24 protein-coding genes, 1 tRNA gene and 1 pseudogene are annotated in these 24,344 nt (G+C 67.7%); 8 read left to right on the forward strand and 18 right to left on the reverse strand.

Features of this window, described 5'->3' with window-relative positions; all coding sequences use genetic code 11:
* Positions 1-52: 52 nt before the first annotated feature.
* The 3 genes from EV580_RS22860 to EV580_RS22870 are packed head-to-tail and all read right to left on the reverse strand — an operon-like array spanning position 53 to position 2,219.
* Positions 53-1,273: an MFS transporter gene (locus EV580_RS22860; RefSeq protein ID WP_133694148.1), complete on the reverse strand. Its 1,221-nt coding sequence runs from the start codon at positions 1,271-1,273 to the stop codon at positions 53-55.
* Between the two features lie 58 nt (positions 1,274-1,331).
* Complete coding sequence (gene ricR, locus EV580_RS22865; protein ID WP_133693872.1) at positions 1,332-1,622, reverse strand: copper-sensing transcriptional repressor RicR; 291 nt, start codon at positions 1,620-1,622, stop codon at positions 1,332-1,334.
* Positions 1,623-2,219: a DUF305 domain-containing protein gene (locus tag EV580_RS22870; protein ID WP_133693874.1), complete on the reverse strand. Its 597-nt coding sequence runs from the start codon at positions 2,217-2,219 to the stop codon at positions 1,623-1,625.
* 243 nt (positions 2,220-2,462) lie between these two features.
* Between EV580_RS22870 and EV580_RS34670 the strand changes: the two are divergent.
* A pseudogene (locus tag EV580_RS34670) lies at positions 2,463-3,320 on the forward strand (dihydroxy-acid dehydratase domain-containing protein); the annotation flags it as partial.
* A gap of 544 nt (positions 3,321-3,864) precedes the next feature.
* Here EV580_RS34670 and EV580_RS33845 read toward each other — a convergent pair.
* The 4 genes from EV580_RS33845 to EV580_RS22890 form a co-directional block, all read right to left on the reverse strand.
* Positions 3,865-3,963 (reverse strand) — tRNA-Thr (locus EV580_RS33845).
* 99 nt (positions 3,964-4,062) lie between these two features.
* A complete protein-coding gene (locus tag EV580_RS22880) occupies positions 4,063-5,544 on the reverse strand; it encodes a PE-PPE domain-containing protein (protein ID WP_133693878.1) in 1,482 nt (493 codons plus the stop codon).
* 106 nt (positions 5,545-5,650) lie between these two features.
* Positions 5,651-6,433: a DAPG hydrolase family protein gene (locus EV580_RS22885; RefSeq protein ID WP_255496821.1), complete on the reverse strand. Its 783-nt coding sequence runs from the start codon at positions 6,431-6,433 to the stop codon at positions 5,651-5,653.
* Positions 6,430-7,770, reverse strand: a complete 1,341-nt coding sequence (locus EV580_RS22890; protein WP_133693882.1) for an FAD-binding oxidoreductase — start codon at positions 7,768-7,770, stop codon at positions 6,430-6,432. The genes EV580_RS22885 and EV580_RS22890 overlap by 4 nt, the downstream gene beginning before the upstream one ends.
* A gap of 89 nt (positions 7,771-7,859) precedes the next feature.
* Between EV580_RS22890 and EV580_RS22895 the strand changes: the two genes are divergently transcribed.
* Both EV580_RS22895 and EV580_RS22900 read left to right on the forward strand, forming a co-directional pair.
* Positions 7,860-8,621: an IclR family transcriptional regulator gene (locus EV580_RS22895; RefSeq protein WP_221217414.1), complete on the forward strand. Its 762-nt coding sequence runs from the start codon at positions 7,860-7,862 to the stop codon at positions 8,619-8,621.
* A gap of 66 nt (positions 8,622-8,687) precedes the next feature.
* The gene (locus EV580_RS22900; protein WP_133693884.1) at positions 8,688-10,910 is read left to right on the forward strand and encodes a molybdopterin oxidoreductase family protein; all 2,223 of its coding nucleotides are present in this window, start codon (positions 8,688-8,690) and stop codon (positions 10,908-10,910) included.
* On the opposite strand, the gene EV580_RS22905 is transcribed toward EV580_RS22900, so the two are convergent.
* The 5 genes from EV580_RS22905 to EV580_RS22925 are packed head-to-tail and all read right to left on the reverse strand — an operon-like array spanning position 10,907 to position 14,714.
* The gene (locus EV580_RS22905) at positions 10,907-11,521 is read right to left on the reverse strand and encodes a pyridoxamine 5'-phosphate oxidase family protein (protein WP_133693886.1); all 615 of its coding nucleotides are present in this window, start codon (positions 11,519-11,521) and stop codon (positions 10,907-10,909) included. The genes EV580_RS22900 and EV580_RS22905 overlap by 4 nt on opposite strands.
* 26 nt (positions 11,522-11,547) lie before the next feature.
* Positions 11,548-12,045, reverse strand: a complete 498-nt coding sequence (locus tag EV580_RS22910; protein WP_133693887.1) for a TIGR04338 family metallohydrolase — start codon at positions 12,043-12,045, stop codon at positions 11,548-11,550.
* Positions 12,042-12,791, reverse strand: coding sequence for a DUF2786 domain-containing protein (locus tag EV580_RS22915; RefSeq protein WP_133693889.1), 750 nt, complete (start codon positions 12,789-12,791; stop codon positions 12,042-12,044). Before EV580_RS22915 ends, EV580_RS22910 begins: the two co-directional genes overlap by 4 nt.
* Positions 12,792-12,840: 49 nt before the next feature.
* Positions 12,841-13,845: an alpha/beta hydrolase family protein gene (locus EV580_RS22920; RefSeq protein ID WP_133694152.1), complete on the reverse strand. Its 1,005-nt coding sequence runs from the start codon at positions 13,843-13,845 to the stop codon at positions 12,841-12,843.
* Between the two features lie 29 nt (positions 13,846-13,874).
* Positions 13,875-14,714 carry an alpha/beta hydrolase gene (locus EV580_RS22925; protein ID WP_133693891.1) on the reverse strand — a complete coding sequence of 280 codons (840 nt, stop codon included), beginning with the start codon at positions 14,712-14,714 and terminating at the stop codon, positions 13,875-13,877.
* A 65-nt stretch (positions 14,715-14,779) separates the two neighbouring features.
* Between EV580_RS22925 and EV580_RS22930 the strand changes: the two genes are divergently transcribed.
* The gene (locus EV580_RS22930; protein ID WP_370581501.1) at positions 14,780-15,787 is read left to right on the forward strand and encodes a sigma-70 family RNA polymerase sigma factor; all 1,008 of its coding nucleotides are present in this window, start codon (positions 14,780-14,782) and stop codon (positions 15,785-15,787) included.
* Here EV580_RS22930 and EV580_RS22935 read toward each other — a convergent pair whose 3' ends face one another.
* Together EV580_RS22935 and EV580_RS22940 are read right to left on the reverse strand one after the other, a co-directional pair.
* Complete coding sequence (locus EV580_RS22935) at positions 15,788-16,741, reverse strand: L-lactate dehydrogenase (RefSeq protein ID WP_133693892.1); 954 nt, start codon at positions 16,739-16,741, stop codon at positions 15,788-15,790.
* Between the two features lie 32 nt (positions 16,742-16,773).
* Complete coding sequence (locus tag EV580_RS22940; RefSeq protein ID WP_133693894.1) at positions 16,774-17,736, reverse strand: ferritin-like domain-containing protein; 963 nt, start codon at positions 17,734-17,736, stop codon at positions 16,774-16,776.
* 427 nt (positions 17,737-18,163) lie between these two features.
* On the opposite strand from EV580_RS22940, the gene EV580_RS22945 reads away from it, so the two are divergent.
* A complete protein-coding gene (locus tag EV580_RS22945) occupies positions 18,164-18,559 on the forward strand; it encodes a heme-binding protein (protein WP_133694155.1) in 396 nt (131 codons plus the stop codon).
* A gap of 57 nt (positions 18,560-18,616) precedes the next feature.
* Here the strand turns inward: EV580_RS22945 and EV580_RS22950 are convergent, their stop codons facing one another.
* Positions 18,617-19,063 (reverse strand): MarR family winged helix-turn-helix transcriptional regulator, encoded by a 447-nt coding sequence (locus EV580_RS22950; RefSeq protein ID WP_133693895.1) that lies wholly within the window; start codon positions 19,061-19,063, stop codon positions 18,617-18,619.
* Positions 19,064-19,155: 92 nt separating this feature from the next.
* On the opposite strand from EV580_RS22950, the gene EV580_RS22955 reads away from it, so the two are divergent.
* The gene (locus tag EV580_RS22955) at positions 19,156-19,911 is read left to right on the forward strand and encodes a pirin family protein (protein WP_133693897.1); all 756 of its coding nucleotides are present in this window, start codon (positions 19,156-19,158) and stop codon (positions 19,909-19,911) included.
* Complete coding sequence (locus tag EV580_RS22960; protein WP_133693898.1) at positions 19,892-21,160, forward strand: PQQ-dependent sugar dehydrogenase; 1,269 nt, start codon at positions 19,892-19,894, stop codon at positions 21,158-21,160. The genes EV580_RS22955 and EV580_RS22960 overlap by 20 nt, the downstream gene beginning before the upstream one ends.
* 4 nt (positions 21,161-21,164) lie before the next feature.
* Here EV580_RS22960 and EV580_RS22965 read toward each other — a convergent pair whose 3' ends face one another.
* Positions 21,165-21,443, reverse strand: a complete 279-nt coding sequence (locus EV580_RS22965) for a GlsB/YeaQ/YmgE family stress response membrane protein (protein ID WP_133693899.1) — start codon at positions 21,441-21,443, stop codon at positions 21,165-21,167.
* A 282-nt stretch (positions 21,444-21,725) separates the two neighbouring features.
* On the opposite strand from EV580_RS22965, the gene EV580_RS22970 reads away from it, so the two are divergent.
* Positions 21,726-22,760, forward strand: coding sequence for a phosphodiester glycosidase family protein (locus EV580_RS22970; protein ID WP_255525307.1), 1,035 nt, complete (start codon positions 21,726-21,728; stop codon positions 22,758-22,760).
* Between the two features lie 55 nt (positions 22,761-22,815).
* Here EV580_RS22970 and EV580_RS22975 read toward each other — a convergent pair whose 3' ends face one another.
* Complete coding sequence (locus tag EV580_RS22975) at positions 22,816-23,640, reverse strand: SDR family oxidoreductase (protein WP_133693903.1); 825 nt, start codon at positions 23,638-23,640, stop codon at positions 22,816-22,818.
* A gap of 10 nt (positions 23,641-23,650) precedes the next feature.
* Positions 23,651-24,331, reverse strand: coding sequence for a YoaK family protein (locus EV580_RS22980; protein ID WP_133693904.1), 681 nt, complete (start codon positions 24,329-24,331; stop codon positions 23,651-23,653).
* Between the last annotated feature and the right edge of the window lie 13 nt (positions 24,332-24,344).

Here is a 24,344-nt window from a genome sequence, read left to right on the forward strand (position 1 = left end):
ACCCCGTCAACGCTCTGAACTGTGCAGATAGTCGGGCAGACGGTGACAAGCGTTACTTTTCGCTGGTAGCCGGAGCGAGAGCGAACAGCCCTCGGCTGAACATCACGCAGACCAACGCCGCCAGCATCAAGGCACCCGACGCGGTGAGCATGGCGGCCACCCCGGCCCGTTGATAGAGCACGCCTCCGGTCAGCGATCCGGCCATGATGCCGACCTGGAACATCGCCACGTACAGACCCGAGGCGCCGTCCGGGTCGTCCGGCGAGTGCCGCATGGCGGCCGCTTGCAGCATCGGCGGCATCGCGTTGGCCGTCGACCCCCACAGGATGATCGCCGCCGCCCCCACCAGGGACGCGGCCAGGACATGCCGGTCGGCGTAGCCCAGCGCCGCCAGCGTCGCGAAGGCCAGCGACGAGCCCGCGAGGCATCCCACGACCGCGAGCTTCGGCCGCCGGTCCCCCGGCCGCGCCAACAGCGCCATGCCGGTCAACCCGGCGACGCCGTAGGCGGCAAGCAGCCAGGCCTGATGCGCGCCGTGCACGCCGACCACATCGCGGATGACCACCACGATGAACGTGTAGGAGATGAAATGGGCGGTGACACCCACCAGGGTCAGCGCGCACAGCATCACCAGCGGCCGATTGCGGTGGTGGCCGCCCCGCTGCGGGTGGACGCCCTCAGCCGCACCTTCCATCGCCATCGCGGGGAGTGCGATCCGCGCCGCCACCAGCACCACCACCGACGCGACCGTGATCGCACCGACCGCCGGCCGCCAGCCCCACAGTTCGCTCATCGCCGCGGTCAGCGGGCTGCCGACGACCAGGGCCAGCCCGGTGCCGACGTAGACGGCCATGGTGGCGCGACCGGCATGGCTGGGTGGCACCAGGCGCGCGCCGATCGGCGCGATCACCGACCACATCAGTCCGTGGGTCAGCGCGCACAGCACTCGGCCGACGGCCAGCACCGTGAACGTCGGCGCAAGTGCGGAGATCAACTGCGACACCGACAGGCAGGCCAGCGTCCACATCAGGGTGCGCCGCCGCGGCCAGGTCGCCGTCCACCGCACGAGCGGCATCGTGGCCACCGCGGCGACCAGGGCATAACTGGCCAGCAGGGTGCCGACCACGGCCTCGCTGACGTCTAGGTCGCGTGCGATGGCGGGCAGGGCACCGACCGGCATGATCTCGGCGGTGACATAGATGAACGCCGCCGCGGCGAGCACGGCCAACGCCGCCGTCACCCTCGGTGTCCACGGGCCGGTGCGAATCGGCACTGAGGACACCCGGCCACGGTATCGGCTGCCCGTCCGAAACCGGCGGACATTGCCTAGGTCAGGAGCGAACCAACCGGGCGATCGCGGCCGAGGCCTCGGCCAGCTTCTTGTCGGCCTCGTCGCCACCTTCGGCGACGGCATGGCTGACGCAATGGCCGAGGTGTTCATCGAGCAGACCCAGCGCCACCGACTGCAACGCACTGTTGACGGCGCTGATCTGGGTCAGCACGTCGATGCAGTACTTGTCCTCGTCGATCATCTTGGCGATGCCGCGGACCTGGCCCTCGATTCGGCGCAGCCGCTTGGCGTAGTTTTCCTTGCGCGCCGAATATCCATGTGCGCCAGTCATTTACCCTCCCAGCATCTGCTTCATCTGGTCGATCTCGGCCTGCTGCGCAGCGATCATGGTCTTGGCCATCGCGGTCATGTCGGCGCTCTGCCCGTTCGCGATCTCGGCCTTGGCCATCTCGATGGCCCCCTGGTGATGGCCGATCATCGCCTGCAGCCACAGTGTGTCGAACTGCGGCCCGTTGAGCGACTTGAGTCTGGTCATCGTCGCGTCATCGACCATGCCCTGCATGCCGGCGCCGTGGCCGCCGTGCTCGGGCATCGCGTTGGGGTCGACATCCCACTGCAGCAGCAGTGCCTTCATCGCGTTGATCTCCGGCTGCTGCTCGGTGGAGATCTTGCCCGCCAGGGCGCGGACGGCCTGGTTGGTGGTGTGTACGGCAGCGATGGCCGCGAGATCAACGGCCTGCTGGTGATGCGGGATCATCATCTGCGCGAACATGACGTCGTCGGCGTTGTGCGCCGCCACGGTAGAACTGGTGGTGGTCGCCGGGTGGTCGTGCTCGCTGTGATCCTCGGACTTGCTACACGAGGAGACGACGACGGCGGTGGCCAGGGCTGCGGTGACCGCCACGAAGCGGACGGGCGTGGACATCATGAGCCCACCGTACCTGAATACCCCTCGGGGGTATCAAAAGAATTTGGTGACCACCCACGACCACGGCATACTTGTCCGGTGACTCAAACGCCCGATATCAAGCCCCGCAGTCGTGACGTCACCGACGGTCTGGAGAAGACCGCCGCGCGCGGCATGCTCCGCGCGGTAGGCATGGGCGACGACGACTGGGCCAAGCCGCAGATCGGCGTCGGCTCGTCGTGGAACGAGATCACCCCGTGCAACATGTCGCTGCAGCGGCTCGCGCAGGCGGTCAAGACCGGCGTGCACGCCGCCGGCGGCTACCCGCTCGAGTTCGGCACCATCTCGGTGTCCGACGGCATCTCGATGGGTCATGAGGGCATGCACTTCTCGCTGGTGTCCCGCGAGGTCATCGCCGACAGCGTCGAGACCGTCATGCAGGCGGAGCGCCTGGACGGATCGGTGCTGCTGGCCGGCTGCGACAAGTCGATCCCCGGCATGCTGATGGCCGCGGCCCGCCTGAACCTGGCGAGCGTCTTCCTCTACAACGGCTCGATCATGCCTGGCGTCGCGAAGCTCACCGACGGTAGCGAGAAGGAAGTCACGATCATCGACGCCTTCGAGGCTGTCGGAGCGTGTGCGCGCGGACTGATGTCGCGCGAGGACGTCGACATCATCGAACGCGCGATCTGTCCCGGCGAGGGCGCCTGCGGTGGCATGTACACCGCCAACACGATGGCCTCGGCGGCCGAGGCACTGGGAATGTCGTTGCCGGGCAGCGCATCCCCGGTCGCCATCGACGGCCGCCGCGACGAGTACGCGCGCAAGTCCGGTGAGGCCGTTGTCGAGATGCTGCGCCGCGGCATCACCACCAGCGACATCCTCACCAAGGAGGCGTTCGAGAACGCCATCGCCGTGGTGATGGCGTTCGGCGGGTCCACCAACGCGGTGCTGCATCTGCTGGCGATCGCCGCCGAGGCAGGAGTCGAGCTCTCGCTGGCGGACTTCACCCGGGTCGGGCAGAAGGTGCCGCACCTGGCTGACGTCAAGCCGTTCGGTCGCCACGTGATGAAGCACGTCGACGAGATCGGCGGTGTGCCGGTGGTGATGAAAGCTCTGTTGGACGCTGGCCTCTTGCACGGTGATTGCCTCACCGTGACGGGCCAGACCATGGCCGAGAACCTCGCGCACATCGAGCCGCCGGATCCCGACGGCAAGGTGCTGCGCGCGATGAACAATCCGATCCACCCGACCGGCGGCATCACGATCCTGCACGGCTCGCTGGCTCCCGAGGGCGCGGTGGTCAAGTCGGCCGGCTTCGACTCCGATGTGTTCGAAGGCACCGCAAGGGTTTTCGAGCGTGAGCGGGCAGCACTCGACGCTCTCGAGGACGGCACCATCACTCACGGCGACGTGGTCGTCATCCGCTACGAGGGCCCCAAGGGCGGCCCGGGCATGCGCGAGATGCTCGCGATCACCGGCGCCATCAAGGGTGCGGGCCTCGGCAAGGACGTGCTGCTGATGACCGACGGCCGGTTCTCGGGCGGCACGACGGGTCTGTGCGTCGGGCATATCGCGCCCGAAGCCGTCGACGGCGGCCCGATCGCCTTCATCAAGGACGGCGACAAGATCCGGCTCGACGTCGGCAAGGGCACGCTGGACCTGCTGGTCGACGAGGCTGAATTCGAGTCTCGCAAGGTCGGTTTCGAGCCGCTGCCGCCGGTGTACAAGACCGGCGTGCTGGCCAAGTACATCAAGCTCGTCGGCTCGGCCGCGACCGGAGCCGTCTGCGGGTAGCCCGTCACCCACTGTGCTCGTTGTGCATTGATTTCACTGGAAATCCGTGCACAACAAGCACACTCGGCTAGCTGGCGGCTCGCTTCGATCCGCCGACACCCTTCTTCGCCGACGCCTTCGGCGCTGAACTCTTCTTGCTCGTCGTCGAACTCAGCTTCTTCGACGGCTTGGCGGACTTGGCGGTGGGAGACGTCGTCGCCGCGCTGGCAACCGGCGTGGTCGACAACGCGGCCGCAGGCTCCGGCTCCACCGGCGTCACCGGATCCGGCGTATTGGGCGACTGCATCGGCTTGCCGGTCAACACATCGCGGAACCCGGTGAACAGAGCCTTGACTACATCGCGGGGAACCGCTGCCCACTCCTGCGGCGTCAGCGTCGCCTGCGACAGGAACGGAACATATTGCCCCGATTGGTCATACGTCCGGTTGTAGGTGCCGCCCTCGCTCGGCGTCTGCACGTCGGTGTAGCCGATGTTGACCAGAATCGACAGCGCCGGCTGCAGCGCATCGGCCAGCGGCGTGCCCAACGTGATCGGGATCTTCGCCGCCTTGAAGACCTCGTTGAGGATGCGCGACGGCAGGCGCAGCGGCTCCAGCAGCGGAAGATCCGTGGACACCAGGGTGCTGTAGGAGGTGCTCGGCACGCCCAGGGTCAGCAGCGCGATCAGATTGCCCTCGATCGTGGGGAGATCAGCACCCTTCAACTCCGCGCCGCCCAGCAGGTAGGTCGGCAGCACACTGGCCATGAACGAGTTGGCCAGCGCGAACGGGTTCAGCGTCTCGGGGAAGTCCGACAACATGTCATAGCCGAGCGCGACGTTGACGAACCCGCTGGAGAATTTGATACCGACGCTCCCGCCGGACTGTGCGTTGGGGCTGACCGGGTTCATCCCGAACAGATTGAAGACCGGCGCGAAACGCGAGTACAGCCCGCCATTCGGCGTTTCGGGGTTGCGCACCAACGCAATCGGCAGGTATGTGACGTTATAACCCTGCGCGCAGGTCGGACCCGTGGTGCAGGAACTGCCGGTGAAGATGTTCACCTTCCCCGACGGGGTCAGTGGCGTGTAGCCGGCCGGGGTGTTGCCATTGGCGCTCGCCAGCATCGCCTGGTAGGCCGCCAGCGCGGCGGGCACGCCGGTGCCCGAGGCAACCATGAGCGGCCCGGTCGGGCTGGTGGCCAGAATGTTGGGCCGGGTGAACGAGGCGTTGATCGGGTTGAAGCCGCCGAACGTCGCCGCATTCAGGTCGTTGTACAGCCCGACGGGATCGGCCCGGTTGTAGTCGAAGGCGAGCGTGATCGACCCCACCACCGGCACATTGTCGAAGGTGTAGCTCTTGAACCCGAGCTGGTCGGCAAGCCACAGCAGCGGGCCGGTGGTGGTCGTGTCGAGGGTGAGTGCGGCGTTTGCCGAAGGCGCCACCGGCGGCGCGACCGTACCCATCGTCATCGCGACGGCGGTGGCGGCCGATGCACCGACCAGCGCGGCCTTCCTACCCCCGGCCTTCGATCCTCGCCGAATCCTGCCCATCAACGCTGCAGCTACCATTGCCCCACCCCTTTATCCGACCCTGAGGCTGCTCCCGCCGAAGATAACCCCTCAGGTTGGCGGTGGTGGGGATTTGGCAAACTCCGCGCGCGGCAGCACGCCGCGATCAGGTGGCAGCGAACTCGGCGTAGATCGCGGGCAGGATGCCGGCCAGGTGGTTCATCTCCTGTGAGCAGTGCACCAGCAGGTCGCGCGGGTCCGGCAGTTGGTGGGCCGCGATCGGCCGGATCACCGAATCGGTCAATCGGTTGCCGCGCCGCACACCGGTGTACGGACCGCCCATCCAGAATCGGGACCGCATTTCGGCCCCGCCGGGAACAGCCCGGACGTGGTGGACGAACCAGCCGGTGTCCACCGGCACCTCACTGGAGCCCAGCCGCGCGCACACGGCGAGGTCATCGCCCAGCCGGGACGCGTCGAGGCCCAGCGCGGACGGCTCCAGGAACTGGATGGCCGCCTTGGCGTATGCCGAGCCCAGGTACTCCTCGATGATCGAGGTACGCCCGACGTACCCGGTGCCGTCGCTGTCACCCCAGCGCGCGGAGGCGTGCGCGCGCGGATGCCACAGCTTGTATCGGGTGGACTCGCTGCCGTGCCAGGCGAACCACCAGTCCCACATCGCCGGTGTGACGCCGGGCATGTCGGTGCGGATCGCGACGTGGAAGCCGCCGCCGCGAAGCTCGCCGTAACCGTTCTCCGTCTGCTGGTATCCCTCGTCGAGAATGGTTGCCGCGGAATCGAATCCGAGCATCACCTGATCGGCTTGCGGGCCGTGCTCGAGCGCGACGACGGCGTGCCGGGGCAGCTCGGCCATCTCCGGGTTGAAGTACTTGCCCCATGCGGTGTCGCCGTCGCCGGCCCGGTAGCCCAGATACGTCTCGGCCATCAGAGTCGTCCCATCCAGCTGTGGAACCGGCCGTCGGGGTCGTATTGCGCCCGTACCCGGTCGAGCTTGGCCATGCTGTCGTCCGTGGCGAATCTCGCCGGCCGCTTGCCCAGGTTCTCGTCGGCCAGCTGAATGCCGGTGGCCAACGGCGCCATCGACGCCATGTTGGAACGTGGCCAGTCGCCGTACTTTTCGTCGTCGGCCGGGTCCATCCAGCCGGCGTAGAGGGCGAGATAGATCTCGCTCTCCAGGCTGTAGGCCATGTCCTGACGCTCCGGCGAGGGACCCCAGTTCAGCCACAGGAAGTGCGACGGATGCGGCGGCAGCGTGTCCAGGATGCGGTGGATACCCGGCATCAGCTCGGCGGCCGAGGCGTTGGTCCACATGTTGTCAGCCGTGTACCGATGGTCCTCGAGATAGTTGCTCATCACCGCGGTGTACCAATCAGCAAGGGCCATCGGCGCATACGGGAACGCGGCCAGCGCCTTGTCGACGACGGGGCAGCGGTCCAGGATGCCGAAGGCCTCCTTGGCCTCGGCTTCGGTGTCGGCGAACACCGGTGAGGCCATCACGATCGCCGGCTGGTCTATGCCCGCGTTCGGCACGCTGCTGGTGGCCACGATCTGCAGCTCGACGCGGCGGTCCACATCGGCGGAGATGTTGCGCGCCCAAGTGAAGATGTCGTCGGCGAGTTCGATGGGATAGGCGTAGAAGCTGCTGCCCAGCACGGCAGGTTTCTTGTACAGCTTGAGGTGGAACGCGGTGACCACGGCGAAGAAGCCCGGTCCAGAACCGCGGGCTGCCCAGTACAGATCCGGGTGGTTGTCGGCGTCGATGTAGATCTGGTCGCCGTCGGCGGTTACCACGTCGAGGCCGATCACGCTTTCGCAGGCGGGGCCCACGACCCGGCTGTTCCAGCCGTAGCCGCCCTGCAGCAGGTAACCACCGATGCAGACGCCCTTGCAGTGGCCGGCGGGGAAGAACAACCCCACGGCGTCGAGCTCGGCGGCCAGCACGCTGCCGCCCTTGCCCGGGCCGGCGACCGCGGTCCTCTTGTCGGTGTCGATGCTGGTCTGGTCCACCCGGCTCATGTCGAGTAGCACCGCCCCGTCGCGCAGGTGACTGGCCGCCCAGCTGTGCCCGCCGGACTTGATGCTGACCTGCTTGTTGTTGGCCTTGGCGTAGCGCACGGCGGCCACCACGTCGTCGGCGTCGACCGCGTGGACGATGACGTCCGGATAGCGGTCGGGCACGCGCTGGTTCCACACCGTGTCGCGACGCGCCTCTTCGTAACCATCGTCGCCTCGGAAGAAATGACGACCCTCAGGAAGTGACCCCACGAAAGCCTCCTATGGTTCACATAGCGGAACGCTATAATCCGTATTGCGGCACACTACCGTGGTGAGAACGGCGAGGGAAGGGACGTCAGTTGACTGATCCGAAAATTTCCGTGGCCGATGACGGACGCTCGGCCAACACCCGCGACGACGGCATTCAGGTGCTCCGCCGCGCTGCGGCCGCGCTCGACGAGATCGCCACTGCTCCTGGGCGCCTCCGCCTTGTCGACCTGCACAGCCGCCTCGGGCTGGCCAAATCCACCGCGCGGCGGTTGCTGTTCGGCCTGGTCGAGGTGGGATTCGCCACGGTCGACGACGACGGCCGCATCATCCTTGGCGAGCGACTGCTCGGCCTGGCCAACGCCAACGCCGCGCACATCACGTCCGCATTCCGGCCCACCCTGGAACGCGTCGCCGAGGCCACCGGCGAAACCGCCGACCTCTCGGTGTTCCGCGGCGGCCAGATGCTGTTCATCGACCAGATCGAATCGCCGCATCGGCTGCGCGCCGTCTCGGCGATCGGCGGGCGGTTCACCCTCTCCGACACGGCGAACGGGAAGGCCGCACTGGCGCTGTTCGACGACGCCGACGTCGACTCCGCGGTGGCTGCCCTCGATCCGCCGGAAGCGGACCGGGTGCGCGCCGAAGTCCGCGAGATCCGCACCAGCCGAATCGCTTTCGACCGCGACGAACACACCCACGGCATCTCGGCCGCGGGCATCGCCGGCCGCGCGATCGGCGGCAATATCGTCGCGATCTCGGTGCCCGCGCCAACCGAGCGATTCAACAGTCACCGCGACCGCATCGTGGCCGCGCTCCACGCGGCCTTGGCCTCACCGGTCTGGTCGAGCTAGCAGGAATCTGACCATCCGGTTGGTTGGGCTTGCCAGCAGCGTGAGCCACAGAGCACAGTGGCAGGCATGAGCCGCACCGCTTTGCGAATCTGTCCGCTGTGCGAGGCCACCTGCGGGATGGTCCTCACCATCGACGACACCGACCGGGTCACCGCGGCCCGGGGCGATCGTGACGACGTCTTCAGCCACGGCTTCATCTGCCCGAAGGGCGCCAGCTTCGCCGAGCTGGACAACGATCCCGACCGGCTGCAGAACCCACTGGTGCGCCGCGACGGCGAACTGGTCGAGACCACCTGGCCCGAAGCCTTCGCCGCGGCGGCCGAAGGACTACAGCGCGTCATCGGCGAGACCGGCGGCGCATCGGTCGCCGTCTACCTGGGCAACCCGAACGCGCACACCATCGCCGGCTCGCTCTACGGACCCGTCGTCATCAAGTCGCTGGGTACCCGCCAGGTGTACTCCGCCAGCACGCTGGATCAGATGCCCAAGCACGTCTCGTGCGGCTTTCTCTACGGCAACCCGGTGGCGTTCACGGTCCCGGATCTCGACCGCACCGACTACCTCGTGGTCATCGGCGGAAACCCGTTGGTGTCCAACGGTTCTCTGGCCACCGCCGCCGATTTCCCCGGAAAGATCAAGGCCTTGCGGCGGCGCGGCGGCACGTTGGTGGTGATCGATCCCAGCCGGACCCGTACCGCCGAATTGGCCGATCGCCACCTGGCCGTGCGACCCGGCTCGGACGCCGCGCTGCTATTCGCGATCGTGCACGTCCTCTTCGACGAGGATCTGGTCGACCTCGGCCGCCTCGCCGATCACGTCACCGGGCTCGATCGGGTCCGGGCGGCCGCGCAGGACTTCACGCCGGATGCCGTCGCCGGGCACTGCGGAGTGGACGCCGACGAAATCCGCACCCTCGCACGCGAAATCGCCGCGGCGCCCAGTGCGGCGGTCTACGGCCGGATCGGCACCTCGACCGTCGAGTTCGGCACCCTCACCAGCTGGCTGGTGGACGTGGTGAACATCCTGACCGGCAACCTGGACCGGCCCGGCGGGGTGATGTTCGCCAGTTCGCCGATCGCGGGCGCCCCGCGACCGGCGAGGCCCGGCCGCGGTTTCAAGACCGGCCGCTGGCGCAGCCGGGTATCCGGCCACAACGAGGTACTCTCCGAGCTGCCCGCGGTCGCGTTGGCCGAGGAGATCGAGACCCCCGGCGAGGGCCAGATCCGGGCGATGATCACGATCGCGGGCAACCCTGTGCTGTCCGCGCCCGACGGGGCACGGCTGGCCGATGCCCTCGACAGCGTCGGCTTCATGGTGTCGGTGGACCCGTACCTCAACGAGACGACGCGGCACGCCGACGTGATCCTTCCGCCGCCTCCGCCTTCTCGCGCAGCACATTTCGACCTCGCGCTGAGCGGCGCGGTGGTGCGCAACAACGCGCGGTTCTCCCCGCCGGTGCTGCCGCTGGCCGAGGGCAGGCCCGACGAGTGCGAAATTCTCTCGCGGCTGGCCCTGATCGTGCTCGGCATGGGCCCCGACGCCGATCCGACACTGGTCGACGACCAGGTCATCGGATCCACGCTCGGTAAAGAGGTCGCCGACGAGCACTCCCCCGTCGCCGGCCGCTCGGTCGAGGAACTGACCGCAATGCTCCCCGACGGCCGGGGCTACGAGCGACGCCTCGACATGATGCTGCGGCTGGGCCCGTTCGGTGACGGGTTCGGCGCCGACCCCGACGGCCTCACCCTGCAGACGGTGAAGGACGCTCCGCACGGGGTCGACCTCGGCGCGCTGGTCCCGCGCATCCCCGAGGTACTCCGAACACCCTCCGGGACAGTCGAATTGGACCACGATGTGATCCTCGCCGACATCCCGCGACTGTTGGCATCGTTGTCATCGGAACCGGGATTCCTGCTGATCGGCCGGCGCCACCTGCGCTCCAACAATAGCTGGATGCACAATCTGCCCGCCCTGTCCGGCGGCTCCAACCGCTGCACGCTGCAGATCCATCCCGACGACGCCGCGCGGCTGGGCCTCGACGACATGGCTGTGGTGACCGGTCCGGGCGGGAAACTCGAAGTGCCCGTTGAGATCACCGACGCGATCCGGCCGGGTGTGGTGTCCCTGCCGCACGGCTGGGGTCACACCGAACCGGGCACCCGCATGCAGGTGGCGGCGCGGGAGCCGGGCGTGAACGTCAACAACCTCAATGACGGCACGTTGCTGGATCCGTTGTCGGGCACCGCGGTGCTCAACGCCCTGCCGGTCGAGGTCGCTCGGGTCGGCTAGTACATGGAACGCCGGATGTTGTCCTCGCTGTAGCGCTCCTCGAGTTGGGCGTCGGTCCAGTCCGTCCGCAAGGCCCGGGCCATCTGGGCCACGGTGGGCAAGGCGGTCGGGTTCCAGGTCTCGGGCTTCCAGGTGTCGGATCGCAGGAACGCCTTGGAGCAGTGGAAGAACACTTCTTCGATGTCGATCTCCATCACCAGCAGGGGCCGCTTGCCCTGCACGATCATCGTGTCGAAGTAGTCGGCGTCGGCGAGGATCCGGGCCCGCCCGTTGATGCGCAGGGTGTCGCCGCGGCCGGGAATCACAAACAGGGTTCCGACCTGCGGACGTTGTAGCAGGTTGAGGTAGCCGTCGACCCGCCTGTTGCCGACGCGATCCGGGATCGCGATCCGTTGGTCGTCGATCACATGCACGAAGCCCGGCGGGTCGCCCTTCGGGGAAACGTCCACGCGCCCTTGCTCACCCGTGGTCGCCACGAACGCCAGCGGCGAATGTGCCAGCCAATCGCGCTGAACCGGCGATAGCCGGTCCTTGACCTTGTTGGCGACGTAGTGATCGGGCTCGCCCACGATGTCCCGAAGTTCGGCAACGGTGGTCACTTCACGGCGCATGCCTCGAGTATCGTCCGCCGAGCCGCTCAGCGGACACCTTCCTTGGCGTAGACGACGCGCAGCACATGGCCGGCTTCCGGGCCCATCACCAGGGCGGCCAGCTCGCAGAACGTCGCGACGAAGTCCGGACCGTGGGCTGGGCCCTGCGGTGTCAGATGGTGGGCGATCTCGTGCAGCAGGACCAGTTCACGCATCGCCCAATCAGCGGAGTCTCGGTCCGGCACTGCGATAACCCCTGTGCCGTCGGCATTTTCGTAGTGGGCGGCGCTGGCGGCACGTCGGGCCCGCACGCGGAGCGGTCCCGGCGCGGGCCAACGGGCGGTCACGGCGGGCAGCGCGAGAACATCGTCGACGTAGCGCTGGACCGACGGCATCGAGGCGAACCGCCCCTCCGGGGGCAGGGTGAGCTGCGCACCGAAAAAGTCGATGGTGCGGGAACTGTGTTGGGCGGCACGGTCGAACAGCGTGCGGACGAACTCTTCGGCCGCGTAGACGCGGGCGCGCTGGCTGTCGCGCGCCGTCACCTGGGCAGCCGGGTCCGCGCCCCCGGCAGCTCAGGGCTGGACCCCAGCCGGGCCTGTTTGCCCGCTCGGTCGCCCGCGCGCCGGGCGGCCGAGGAGTAGCCCGCCGATGCGCGGCTGGCCTGCCAGGTCCCGCGGGCTTTCGAGTTCTGCCGGTAGTGGTCGCGCAGTTCGAGTTCCTTGTCGCGCAGCGCAATCGCGGTGCCGGGAGCGGTCTTGCGATCCCGGGTGGCCTCCTGGCGGGCCTCCTCCCGCGCCGCCGACAGGCGCTGGGCGACACGGGCGCCGAAAGCCAGCTGGAAGTTGAGCCGCGCGGTGATCGTCGGCGTCGGCTTGTGCGCTCCGGTGGCCAGGTACGCGTCGCAGGTCCGAACCATCTGGACCACCAGGCTCGCGTACAGCGCGTGGCTGGCGTCGATGTCCTCGGTGAAGCCGTAGGCGTAGACGAAGGTCGAGTTCGAGGCGACATCGCACTGCACGTCGTTGGCCGCCGCGATACCGGCGAACAGCTGCACGTAGGTGCGCAACCCGCGCGCACCGGGTTCGCCGATGGTGATGGTCCGCTGGGTCGGCGCTTGGGCGGCCGACCGGGTGGCGGAGTGCGCGCGGGCAACGGCCAGGTCGATCGAGGTGGCGGTGGCCAGCCGTTGCGCGGCGGCCATGAAGGCCTCGGCCTCGTGGACGTTGTCGGTGCCTTCGGCCTGCCGCAACAGCGCCGCGATCCGCGCCAGCATCTTGTCGTCGGTCACGCTTGGCAACCTAGCCGAGCGGTCTGACGGCGGCACTCCACGCGAAGGGTCACTTGTTGACGAAGGTGTCCAGCGCTGCCGTCAGCTGCGGCGAGAGCGGTCCCGGCTTCGAGTAGGCCGCGATGTTGTCGGTCGGATCGTCGCGCAACACATGGTTGACGCCCTTCAGCTCGACCAGGCTCAGCGAGGTGTGGCCCAGCGCGTCGGCGAGCGGCTTCATATCGGCGCACTTGGCCTGACCGTCGGAGTCCGAGCACGTCAGCAACACCGGCGTACCGGCGGGGATGCGGGCGGCCAGGTCCACCGGATCGATGGCGTCGGCCTCGACCACGGCTTTGACGTTGCCGGCGTTGACGATCGCGTTGAGGCCGTCGGGCAGGTTGTCGGGCACGGTGCCCTTGGTCCGGATCTGGTCGACGGCGGCGTTCCACGCGGCGATCGTCGAATCGGCCTGCGGCTGGATCTTCTGGCCACTCGTCACGGCGGCGGCCATGTCGGCTCGGACCCGATTGCTGATCAGGTCGAGATAGCGGCCCGCCAGTGGCTGCAGCAGACCCAGCGAATGGATCTTGGGGGCGCCTGCGGAGGTGTCGTCGGCCAGCCTCATCGCGAAGACGGAGCCCTCGCCGAGCCCGTAGGCCGAGATGCGCTCCTTGTCGGTGCCGGACTGCCCGGCCAGGAACCGGACGGCTGCCTTCGCCCCGGTGGTGTAGACCGCACTGCCCACGTCCTGCCGGTGATCCTCGTAGGGGCCCAGGCCGGTCTGCCCGGTGCCGACCTTGTCGTAGCGCAGCGAGGCCACCCCGTGATCAGACAGGTAACCGGCGAGCTGACGCATGTTGCCGATCGGCCCGGCGACATTGTTGTCGCCATTGCGGTCGGTTCGGCCGCTCTCCGAGATCAGCAGCGCGGCGGGTCCCTGCTGGTTGCCCTTCTGATGGCGGTAGGTGCCGTGGATGGTCAGCCCGTCGGCGTCGAACGTCACCTCGTCCTCGACCCAGGTGGTGGCCGATTCGGTGTGCGACGAGCAACCGGCCACCAGTGCCAGCGCCATCGCCGCCAGGGCGAGGCGACGGCGCAAGCTCACAGCCTGGCCTCGATCCAGGCGGTCACGTCGTCTAGCACCCGGTCGCGCTCGGGCTCGTTGAACACCTCGTGGTACAGCTCCGGGTACACCTTCAGGTGCACGTCGGTGGAGCCGACGCAGTCGACCAGCAGCTCACTGCCTGCGGCGGGCACCAGCGCGTCTTCGGCGCCGTGCACCACCAGCAGCGGCTTGGTGAGCTTGCGGGCCTTCTGCGGCATGGTCTCGCCGACGCTCACCAGCGCCTTGGCGATGCCGGCGGGAATCTTGCCGTGATGCACCAGCGGGTCGGCGTTGTAGGCGGCGACCACCTCGGGATCGCGCGAGATCGCGTTGGAATCGAGCTCCTCGACCGGCAGGTCCGGCAGCAGCGAGCCCACCGCCTTGCCCAGCAGGAGCTTGCCGCGGGACACCCCCGACTGGGCCGCGACGGCCGGGCCGGACAGCACCATGAGGTCGAAGTCGTCCGCGTGGTCGACACCCCAGGCGAACACGATGCCGCCGCCCATGCTGTGGCCGAGCACGATTCGCTTCAGGCCCGGGTGCTCGGTGGTGGCGATTGTGACGAGGGTGCCGAAGTCGCCGGTGTACTCGTCGATCGACCTGACGCGCACCCGCTTTCCGCCGGAGCGGCCGTGGCCGCGGTGGTCGAGCGCATACGTCAGCAGGCCGGCCTGACCGAACCGCTCGGCGACGTGGTCGTAACGGCGGGCATGTTCGCCCAGGCCGTGGGAGAGCACGACGAGCCCGCGCGGCTCGGTGTCCGGTGTCCACACGTCGTAGACGATGCGAACGCCACCGACTCCGTCGAACGTCCGCTCGGTGCGCGTTGTGACCATCAAGGGAGCCTATCGGGAGCGCAGCCCCCTCCTCTTGTCGGTGCGCGTGCGTAAGCTCGGTCGGTGTGAGCGTGCTCGCACATGATCTGGATGACGGGCTCGACCCGAACCGGGGCGATTTCCTGGTGCAGGCCGAGCCGTACCGGCGCGAATTGCTGGCCCACTGCTACCGGATGACCGGCTCGCTGCACGACGCCGAGGACCTGGTGCAGGAGACGTTCCTGCGGGCGTGGAAGTCCTATGACCGCTTCGAGGGCAAGTCCTCGGTGCGCACCTGGCTGCATCGCATCGCCACCAACACCTGTCTGACCGCGTTGGAGGGCAGGCAGCGCCGGCCGCTGCCGACGGGTCTGGGTGCGCCGGACTCGCAACCCACCGACGAGCTGGTCGAGCGGTCCGAGGTGCTGTGGCTGGAGCCGCTACCCGATTCGGCATCGGATGACCCGGCAGACCCTTTGACGATCGTCGGCACCCGGGAGTCGGTGCGGTTGGCCTTCGTTGCCGCGCTGCAGCATCTCTCGCCGCGCCAGCGGGCTGTTCTGGTACTGCGTGATGTGTTGCAGTGGAAGGCCGCTGAAGTGGCCGACGCCATCGGCACCTCCGTCGCCGCCGTGAACAGCCTGTTGCAACGCGCCCGCGCCCAGCTCGACGCCGTCGGCCCCAGCCAGGACGATCAGCTGTCGCCGCCGGATTCTGCCGAAGCCCGCGAGCAGCTGGCCCGCTACATCTCGGCGTTCGAGGACTACGACATCGAGCGGCTGGTGGAAATGTTTACCGCCGAAGCGATTTGGGAGATGCCGCCGTTCGACAGCTGGTATCGGGGCGGCCCCGCCATCGGTGCGCTCATTCACCACAATTGCCCGGCGGAGAAGGCCGAGGACATGCGTCTGCTACCGCTGACCGCCAATGGTCAGCCCGCCGCCGCCATGTACATGCGGCTGCCCGACACCAACGGCCGCTGGGTGCCCTTTCAGCTTCATGTGCTCGACCTCGGCCCCGACGGCATCTCGCACGTCGTGGCCTTCCTGGACACCAGCCTGTTCGCGAAATTCGGTCTACCCGAATCCCTTTAGCTATAGACCCAGCGACTCCTGCGCGGTCCGCAGGGTAGTCGCGGAGGCCTGCAAGCCGAGCAGTTCCGGTACCGAGAGCGGCACCTGTAACACCTGACCGGCGCCGGACGCCGACACGACCGTCGGCAATGAGAGTGCCACATCGGTGATGTCGTACGAGCCACGCTGAACGGTCGAGATCGGGAGGACCCGGTGCTGGTCGCCGAGCACCGCCTCGATGATGCGGGCGGTGGACAGACCGATCGCCAGGTTCGTCGCCCCCTTGCCTTCGATGATTTCGTAGGCGGCATTGACCACCTCGGCCGAGATGCCGGTTCGGGCGGCCTCGTCGAACACCGCCGCGCCGTCGGCGCGGAACTGATCGGCAGGCATCCCGCCGATCGAGACGCTCGACCACAGCGAGATCTCCGAGTCGCCGTGCTCGCCGACGATGAAACCGTGCACATTGCCGACTGCCATGTCGGCGCGTTGGGCGATGAGGAACCGAAACCGACTGCTGTCCAACACAGTTCCCGATCCGAAGATCCGTCCCGGCGGCGCATCGACGGCGTGCGCGGCGGCGTATGTGACGACGTCGACGGGGTTGGTGACGAAGATGATCACCGCGTGCGGGGACAGCGCCAGCAGTTGCGGCGTGAGGTGTTGGGCCATGGCCACATTCGTGGCAGCCAGGTCCAGCCGGCTCTGCCCGGGATGCTGTTTGGCGCCCGCGGTGACCACGACGATCGCCGATCCGGCGGTGACGTCGATCTGGTCGGACCCCGACACCGTGCAGTGCGGGACGAATTGGCTGCCGTGGTTCAGGTCGAGCACCTCGGCACGGACCTTCTTGGCGTTGGTGTCGTAGAGCGCGAGCGCGCCCGCCGATCCGCGGATCAGGCAGGCGTAGGCGATCGCCGTCCCGACGCTGCCGACCCCGACGATGGCGACCTTACGGTTCCGTTGTTCGGACACCCCACCATCATCGGGGTTCGGCGCGCGCGGGGTCAGTCGATGCCGACGATCTCCTGCGCGATGGCGGCCACCCGGGTCTGAGCGGCGGACACCAGGCGCGCCCGGTTCTTGTTCGCCTCCTCGTAGGCGACGATGGCACGGATATCGGCGGGATCCTCGAGTTCCTTCACCGCGGCGACGGCGTCGTTGAGGTTGAGTTCGTCATACCCGTCGATGGGCAGCTCCTCGGGCGTCAGCACGCCGGTGACACTGCGCAGCGAATGCAGGGCGTCGGCTGCGCCGTCGGCACCTTCGCGGCGGGCCACCTTCTCGGCGGTCTCCAGTGCGGCGTCACGAGCTCCGGCCGCCGCCTTCACGGCCACTTCACCAGCATGCTGGCCACGGGTGACCAGCTGGTCCACGACGGGACGACTGTTGCGCAGGGTGTCCAGCGCGCGGTCGATGCCGCGGACCGAGGAGATCACCGGCCAGTTGGCCACCCGGACCGTCAGGCCCGTGAGGATCTGCAGCGGGGTGCGCTTGAGCGCGGCGGGCCCGCCCAGTGCGTCCTCGGCCAGGACGGTGGTCAGCCAGTCGACGGTGGCCGAGTGGGCCGTGATCAAGCGGTTGGCCAGGCTTTCGACCTCGGGCTGCTTGGCCGCCACAGCCAATGCCTTCAGATAGCGCGACCGGTCGAGCAGCTGACCCTCGAGCGCGAGGTCGCCCAGCAGCGCCTCGTCGAACGGCTGCGCCTGCTCGGTGAGTGCCTTGACCGCCGCGGCGGCACGGCCGAGGAACGGTCCGATGACATCGGGGAAGCCGCCGAGGTCGCGGATGGCGCCCTCGATGGCCTCGGCCCGTTCACGGCCGTTGGCAGCGTTCTGGGTGAGCTCGGTACGCACCGCATCGGTACGCGCCTGCGCCACCCTGGTCTCGGCAATCTGGATCTCGGTGTTGGTCAAATCGAGCACCGCCCGCAGCTGGGCGAGCAGAGTGGTGGTGTCTGGCGTGGTCATCGCGTTTTTCCCCTTATGCGTTGACGAATTGGTGTCGGCGCGGGGTTTGTGCGCCTCGTTCAGGGCTCTACCCGCTCTGGCGGGTGTGTATTCGCTTCGCAGGTGGGCTGACAGATTCTCTTCAGGTGATTTCATGTTCAATTAAGGTCGCCGACGACGCGCCTTCACCGGCTGACCACCGCCTTTGCCGGTATCACGATTGAGTCACAGTCGACATCACGATCAGCTAAGAGAATCCCGGTGTGATTAAGGGCTCACAGAACGGGCCCAAACCGGTACCGGCGATCCGAGACCAACATCACGGCCACAGCTGTAACGCTTCCCGTACCCCGCCAATCCTGTTGCGACACAGAGGTTTGCTGGAAAACCTCATGGGTACTTTGGGTTTCAGGACGGGGGAATCCAGTGAAAGAGAGAAGTGATCTATATGTTCAGCGGTATCGCGCCGAGCAAGAAGGCTGCGGCCGTATGTACCGGTTGGCTCGTGGGGGGCATGGCGGCGGCGACACTGGCCGCACCGATGGCCTCGGCAGCACCGGACTGCAGCAGCGCAGGCGTTGCCAACACCGTCAGCTCGGTGACCGGTTCAGCCAATCAGTACCTCGACGGTCATCCCGGCGCCAAGCAGGTCTTGACCGCGGCCTACGGCCAGCCCTTCGGGCAGGCGGAAGCCAACGTTCGCGGGTACTTCACCGCCAACCCCGGGGAGTACTACGACCTGCGCGGGATCCTGTCGCCGATCGGTGACACCCAGCGGGCCTGCAATGTGAACGTGTTGCCGCCCAACCTGCAGACGGCCTACAACGCCTTCATGGCCGGCTGATTCAACGCCATACGTCGATCCGCCGTCACGGCCCCCGGGCTGTGGCGGCGGATTGCGTCACTCGCCAAGACGGTCCAGTGCCGTCGTCATCACCTGATCGAACGCATGAAGCTGCGCCGGTGTCGTCCCGTCGAACAGCACCGAGCGGACGAACGCGACATGGTCAGGCGCCGCAGTGGCCAACGCGTCGCGCCCGGCATCGGTGATCTCGACGGTGGCGCCACGCCGGTCGTCCTGGCTGTCATGCCGCTCCAGGAGCTCGCGATCGCGCATCCGGCGCACCTGATGGGAAACCCGGCTCTGCTCCCAGCCCAGCGCATCGACGAGGCCGAGCACCCGGATCGGCCCGCGCTCAGACAGGGCGACCAATACCTCGTAGTCGGCCAGTGACAATCCGCATCGCGCCTGGAGCTGGCGGTTCATCGCCGCTTGCAGGCGGTTACCCAGCGTCAGGTAGTTGCGCCAGATCCGCTGCTCGTCATCGGTCAACCACCGTTGCGCCATCGCATCAGGATAGCGGAATACATGACACGTCATCTATGTTGTCGCTGTCAGCGCCGGCCACCTAGGCTGGCATGGACCCGAGGGGTGATGACATGGCCGCAACCGTCGACATCAGACGTGCCGCCGACCGCGCCGCGACGAAGATCGACTGGCTCGACTCCAAGCATTCGTTCTCGTTCGGCCACCACTACGACCCGGCGAACACCCACCACGGCCTGCTGTTGGTGAACAACGACGACATCGTCAATCCCGGCACCGGGTTTGACACCCACCCGCACCGGGACATGGAGATCGTCACCTGGGTGCTGCAGGGCTCGCTCGTGCATCAGGACTCCACCGGCAATTCCGGGGTGATCTATCCCGGTCTGGCCCAACGGATGTCGGCGGGCCGAGGGATCCTGCATTCGGAGAAGAACGACTCGTGGACGCTGACTGGTCGTGAAACACACAGCGAGCCGGTACATTTCGTCCAGATGTGGGTGGTTCCCGACGAGTCGGGGCTCGACCCGGGCTATCAGCAGCTGGAGATCGACGACGAGTTGCTGCGCGGCGGCCTGGTGACGATCGCCTCCGGCATGCCCGAACACAAGGACCAGACCGCGATCGCAATTCGCAACCGGTACGCGGCATTACACGGTGCACGGCTGCAGCCCGGCGAAACGGTCGAGTTGCCCGAGGCTCCGTATCTGCACCTGTTCGTCCCGCGTGGGGCGGTGACCCTCGAAGGGGCCGGCGAGCTGAGCGAGGGTGACGCGGTCCGTTTCACCGCGGCCGGCGGTCAGCGGATCACCGCGACGGACCCGTCGGAAATCCTGGTCTGGGAGATGCATGCCGGGCTGGCGGGCTAAAGCCGCCTGCATCGGCGTCGCGGTGGTGACGGCGGCGTGCGGGCATCCGGCGCCGCCGGCACCACCTGCCTCGGCTCCCACCGGTTTGGTGCCCGTCACCGTCGCCGTTCCGGCCGGGTTGGGCGATGCGCCACTGGACATTTCACGCCAGGCGTTGGTGCCGGCCGGTTGGTCCATGGCGGTCTGGGCACGGGTCCCCCGAGCCAGGCTGGCGGCATGGGCACCAGACGGCACCCTCCTGGTTTCGGTGCCCGCCTCCGGTCAAGTGCTGCGGTTGACACCCGGGCAGCAAGTACAGACTTCGGTGTTGCTCGACGGGCTGGATCAACCGCACGGCCTCACGTTCGGCGGCGACAAACTCTATGTGGCCGAAAGCGATCAGGTCGACGAGTTCGACTACCGCAACGGGCAGGCCACCGGCCGCCGCGTCATGTCCGACGGCCTGCCCGACGCCCGCAGCCCCGATCTCGGCGGAGCCTATGCCCACGCCCTCAAGAGCGTGGCCGTCGGCCCGGAAGGCGCGGTGTACTTCTCGATCGGCTCCACCGGGAACGTCACCTCCGCCGACCGGGACGCCACCCCGCCGCGTGCGACGGTCATGCGGATACCTCCCGGCGGCGGTCCGGCGGCCGTATTCGCCACCGGGGTACGCAATGGCACGGGCTTGGCCGTCGCGCCGGACGGGTCGATATGGACGGCGGTGAACAACCGCGATCAGATCGCCGACCCACGTCCGGGTGCGTCGTACGGCAAAGTCACCGACTATGTGAACGACCATCCTTCGGAAGCGATCGCCCGGCTGACCCCGGGACGCGAACTCGGTTGGCCCTATTGCCATCCCGACACGGACGGGCAGCCGGTGTTTCTGCGGGATGTCCAGACCAATGCCGACGGCGGCCGACTGGACTGTGCGGCGCTATCGCCCGTCGAACAGACACTCGGGGCGCATTCGGCTCCACTTGGCTTGAGCTTCGAGGACGGCGCCCTGCCCGCCCCATACACTTCCGGTGCCCTGGTCGGAGTGCACGGTTCGTGGAACCGCACCCCACCCAGGGCACCGGAAGTATCGTTCTTTGCTTGGCACAGCGGGACATTGGGCCCCCAGCAGACCCTCGTCGGGGGATTTCAAGCCAATGATGGCTCGCGCTGGGGACGTCCTGTCGCTGCGGTGGTCGGCCCGGACGGCGCGGTGTACATCACCGACGACTACGCCGGTGCCGTGTACCGGCTCGCGCCGCCGGGCCGCTGACCTCCTAGTGGTGAACTCGGTTGCTGCGTCCGGTGATCGCGAGGTAGGCCGCGATCAGGAGGACGGCGACAACGATGCCGACCAAGAACGGGATGATGGCAAATCCGCCGTTGGCGTTGGAGTATCCGACCTGGTAGGAAATCCACGTTCCCAGGAAGGAGCCCACCGCTCCGAGCAGGACCGTCATGATGATGCCGATGTTCTGCTTGCCGGGCATCACCAACCGCGCCAGCACGCCGACGATCAGTCCGACGACGATGGCTCCGATAATCGTTCCGATCATTGCTGCTCCTTGTGTTCCGGCGGGGCCGCCGACGGCACCGCGCCAAGCAGTGATTCCCCACACACAGCCCGAATAACCATCCCGGGCCCAACGAATTGTCGGTGCGGCAAATCAACGCCCTGGTCGTGACGACGCCGGTGCCGAACCGTCGCGGGTCCGTTACCAAAGTTGACTGTGTGGTTGCTGAGAATGAGGGGGTACGTCCCGTAGCGAATTCTCAGTCACGAAAGGGCAACTGTGCCAACCGTCGCCGCGAAGTTGCGTCGCCTTGCCGCGGGCAGCATGGCCGTGGTCAGCTGCCTGACGCTGGCGGCCACGATGGGCGCGCCCGTGGCGACGGCCGACGGTCGTGAACAACTCGCGCAGGCCATCGCCACCACGCGCGGCAGCTACCTCGTCTACAACTTCGGAAGTGGTTATCCCGCACCGATGCGCAACGCGGCCGGCAACTGGTATGAGCTGAGCAACGGCGGGCACCTGATGATCATCAAGGCGGCCTCCAGGCGGCTCACGCCCCGGCTGCTGGTCGACACCCACTCCGGCTATCAGGCCCGCTGCGAACAGACTCCGGGCACCCGCACCCGCGAGGGACTGGTGCAGGCGTCGGAGACCTACACGCCGCTGCAGGCGTGGCAGGCACTCGGGCAGCCGACCATCGCGATCAACGCCAACTTCTTCGATGTCCGTGGGCAGCAAGCGGGTTCGTGGAAATCGACCGGGTGCAGTTCTCCGCTGGGGGCGTACGTCGACAACACCCAGGGTCAGGGCCGGGCGAACGCCGCGGTGACGGGAACCGTCGTCTACGCGGGCAAGCAGGCGCTGTCCGGCGGCGACGAAGTGTGGACCGCACTGACCACGATGGTCCTTCCCGTCGCGGGCCCGCCGTTCGTCGTGACACCCAAGTCGCCCGACGACTACGACGCGGCGACCCCGGTGATCCAGGGGCTACTGGACAAGGGCACGCGGTTCGCCGCCGTCAGCGGCCTGGGGCTGCTGGCCCCTGGCGACACCGGCCAGCTGAACGACCCCGGCCCCAGCGCGGCACGTACCGCGCTGGCCTACGCCAGGGACAAGGACGAGATGTACGTCTTCCAGGGCGGCAGCTATACGCCGGATCAGATCCAGGATTTGTTCCGGGGCTTGGGCAGCGACACCGCGATCCTGCTCGACGGGGGCGGCTCGTCGGCGATCGTGATGCGCCGCGATACCGGCGGCATGTGGGCGGGTGCGGGCGTACCGAAGGGATCGTGCGACACGATGCAGGTGCTGTGCGACTCCCGCGAGCGCGCGCTGCCCGCGTGGCTCGGGTTCAACTGAGCGCGATTTCGGTGTGAAAACGTTCGCTGAGCGACGGTTTTCACGCCGAAATCGCTTAGGGCAAGCCGAACAACCGGCGTAGGCCCGCGTCACGCACGCGGGTGGGGAGGTTGGTCATCAGCCCCATCTGCGCAGCGGTCGCCAGGCCGACCGGATAGCGCGCCCGGGGCTTGTTGTCGGTCAACGCCTTCAGCACGACCTTCGACACCTTGTCCGGATCCACCGCCAGCCGTTGGGACAGCGGAATCGACTTACGCATGCCTGCAACGTGTTTGGTGTACAACGCCCGATGCTGCGGCGTCATCGCGGCTTCCATATCAATGACACTCTGGTCGGCGGTACGCCACAGGTCGGTATCGGTCTGCGCGGGCTGGACCACGCTCACCCCGATGCCCCACGGTCGAAGCTCGACCCGCAGTGCGTCGGCGGCCGCCTCGAGCGCGAACTTCGATGCGCTGTAGGCACCCATCATCGGCACCGAAAGCTTGCCGTTCACACTGGAAATGAACACGATTCGCCCACGCGACTCCCGCAGCAGCGGCAGCACCGCCGAGGTGACCGCGAGCTGGCCGACGACATTGACCTCCAACTGCTGACGAATCTCCGCTGAGGTCAACGCTTCCAGCGGGCCGCTGACCGCAATGCCGGCGTTGTTGACCACCGCGTCGAGCCGACTGGGCAGAGCCGCGGGCAGCGCGGCACCCTGCGCGTCGTCGGTGATGTCGAGGGTGACCGCGCTGACCTTCGGGAGCGCCGATAGAGCCTCGGCATCCGCCGCGTTACGCACACCGCCGATGACATCCCATCCGGCGGCGGCCAGATACTTCACGATCGACTTGCCGATTCCGCGGGCGGCGCCGGTGACCAGGACTGTAGGCATACCCGCGACTCTAGTTACCCGCTCGCGGGCCGTACCGGAAGATCGCCAGGCTGGCGGCCACCACGATCGCGGCCAGCCCGATCACCGGCGCCACCACCCAGCGCGTCATCGTCGCACCGACCATCGCGCCGGCGCACAGCGTCAAAACCACGCTGTAGCGAAGCTTTTCCCGCTCGCCAGTCCCACCGGCGAGCCGGCTGTCCACGCCAATCCCCACCAGCGTGGACGTCAGCACCGTGGTGCTGAGCTCCTGCACGCCGAACTGGCGCGCGGCGGCGTTCTGCGCACCGAAGGTCACCGCCAGCCCGGCGATCAGGATCAGCTTGCCGTTGTCGTGATAGTTCACGACGCCGGTCCCCGCGAGCACGGCCAGCACGCCCAGCAACACCACCTCCGTGCCCAGCGCCGCCGTCAACCACACCCGCACCTCATAATCGAAGTGGCGTGCGAACCGGCCCCCCAACACGGTCCCGACCAAGAAGCTGACGAACGAGAGGATCGCGGCGATCATGTCGACCCCGGAGTGCGGAACGAACCAGAACCCCAAGAACACCACGTTGCCGGTCATGTTGGCGACGAACACGTGCCCGAGCACCAGCACGCTGATCGCGTCGACCAGACCCGTGGCGAACGTCAACAGCAGCAGCGCGACGACGGTAGAGCGTTCCGATACGGGCGAGGCGACGGCCATGGGCTCAGTATCG

The sequence above is a fragment of the Mycobacterium sp. BK086 genome, assembly GCA_004362315.1.
Taxonomy (GTDB): domain Bacteria; phylum Actinomycetota; class Actinomycetes; order Mycobacteriales; family Mycobacteriaceae; genus Mycobacterium.

Coding starts and splice junctions, on each gene's coding strand:
- ricR (WP_133693872.1), bottom strand. CDS start 1,622: ATGACTGGCGCACATGGATATTCGGCGCGCAAGGAAAACTACGCCAAG.
- EV580_RS22870 (WP_133693874.1), bottom strand. CDS start 2,219: ATGATGTCCACGCCCGTCCGCTTCGTGGCGGTCACCGCAGCCCTGGCC.
- EV580_RS22880 (WP_133693878.1), bottom strand. CDS start 5,544: ATGGTAGCTGCAGCGTTGATGGGCAGGATTCGGCGAGGATCGAAGGCC.
- EV580_RS22900 (WP_133693884.1), top strand. CDS start 8,688: ATGAGCCGCACCGCTTTGCGAATCTGTCCGCTGTGCGAGGCCACCTGC.
- EV580_RS22905 (WP_133693886.1), bottom strand. CDS start 11,521: ATGCGCCGTGAAGTGACCACCGTTGCCGAACTTCGGGACATCGTGGGC.
- EV580_RS22920 (WP_133694152.1), bottom strand. CDS start 13,845: ATGGCGCTGGCACTGGTGGCCGGTTGCTCGTCGCACACCGAATCGGCC.
- EV580_RS22925 (WP_133693891.1), bottom strand. CDS start 14,714: ATGGTCACAACGCGCACCGAGCGGACGTTCGACGGAGTCGGTGGCGTT.
- EV580_RS22940 (WP_133693894.1), bottom strand. CDS start 17,736: ATGACCACGCCAGACACCACCACTCTGCTCGCCCAGCTGCGGGCGGTG.
- EV580_RS22945 (WP_133694155.1), top strand. CDS start 18,164: ATGTTCAGCGGTATCGCGCCGAGCAAGAAGGCTGCGGCCGTATGTACC.
- EV580_RS22950 (WP_133693895.1), bottom strand. CDS start 19,063: ATGGCGCAACGGTGGTTGACCGATGACGAGCAGCGGATCTGGCGCAAC.
- EV580_RS22955 (WP_133693897.1), top strand. CDS start 19,156: ATGGCCGCAACCGTCGACATCAGACGTGCCGCCGACCGCGCCGCGACG.
- EV580_RS22960 (WP_133693898.1), top strand. CDS start 19,892: ATGCCGGGCTGGCGGGCTAAAGCCGCCTGCATCGGCGTCGCGGTGGTG.
- EV580_RS22965 (WP_133693899.1), bottom strand. CDS start 21,443: ATGATCGGAACGATTATCGGAGCCATCGTCGTCGGACTGATCGTCGGC.
- EV580_RS22970 (WP_255525307.1), top strand. CDS start 21,726: ATGGCCGTGGTCAGCTGCCTGACGCTGGCGGCCACGATGGGCGCGCCC.
- EV580_RS22975 (WP_133693903.1), bottom strand. CDS start 23,640: ATGCCTACAGTCCTGGTCACCGGCGCCGCCCGCGGAATCGGCAAGTCG.
- EV580_RS22980 (WP_133693904.1), bottom strand. CDS start 24,331: ATGGCCGTCGCCTCGCCCGTATCGGAACGCTCTACCGTCGTCGCGCTG.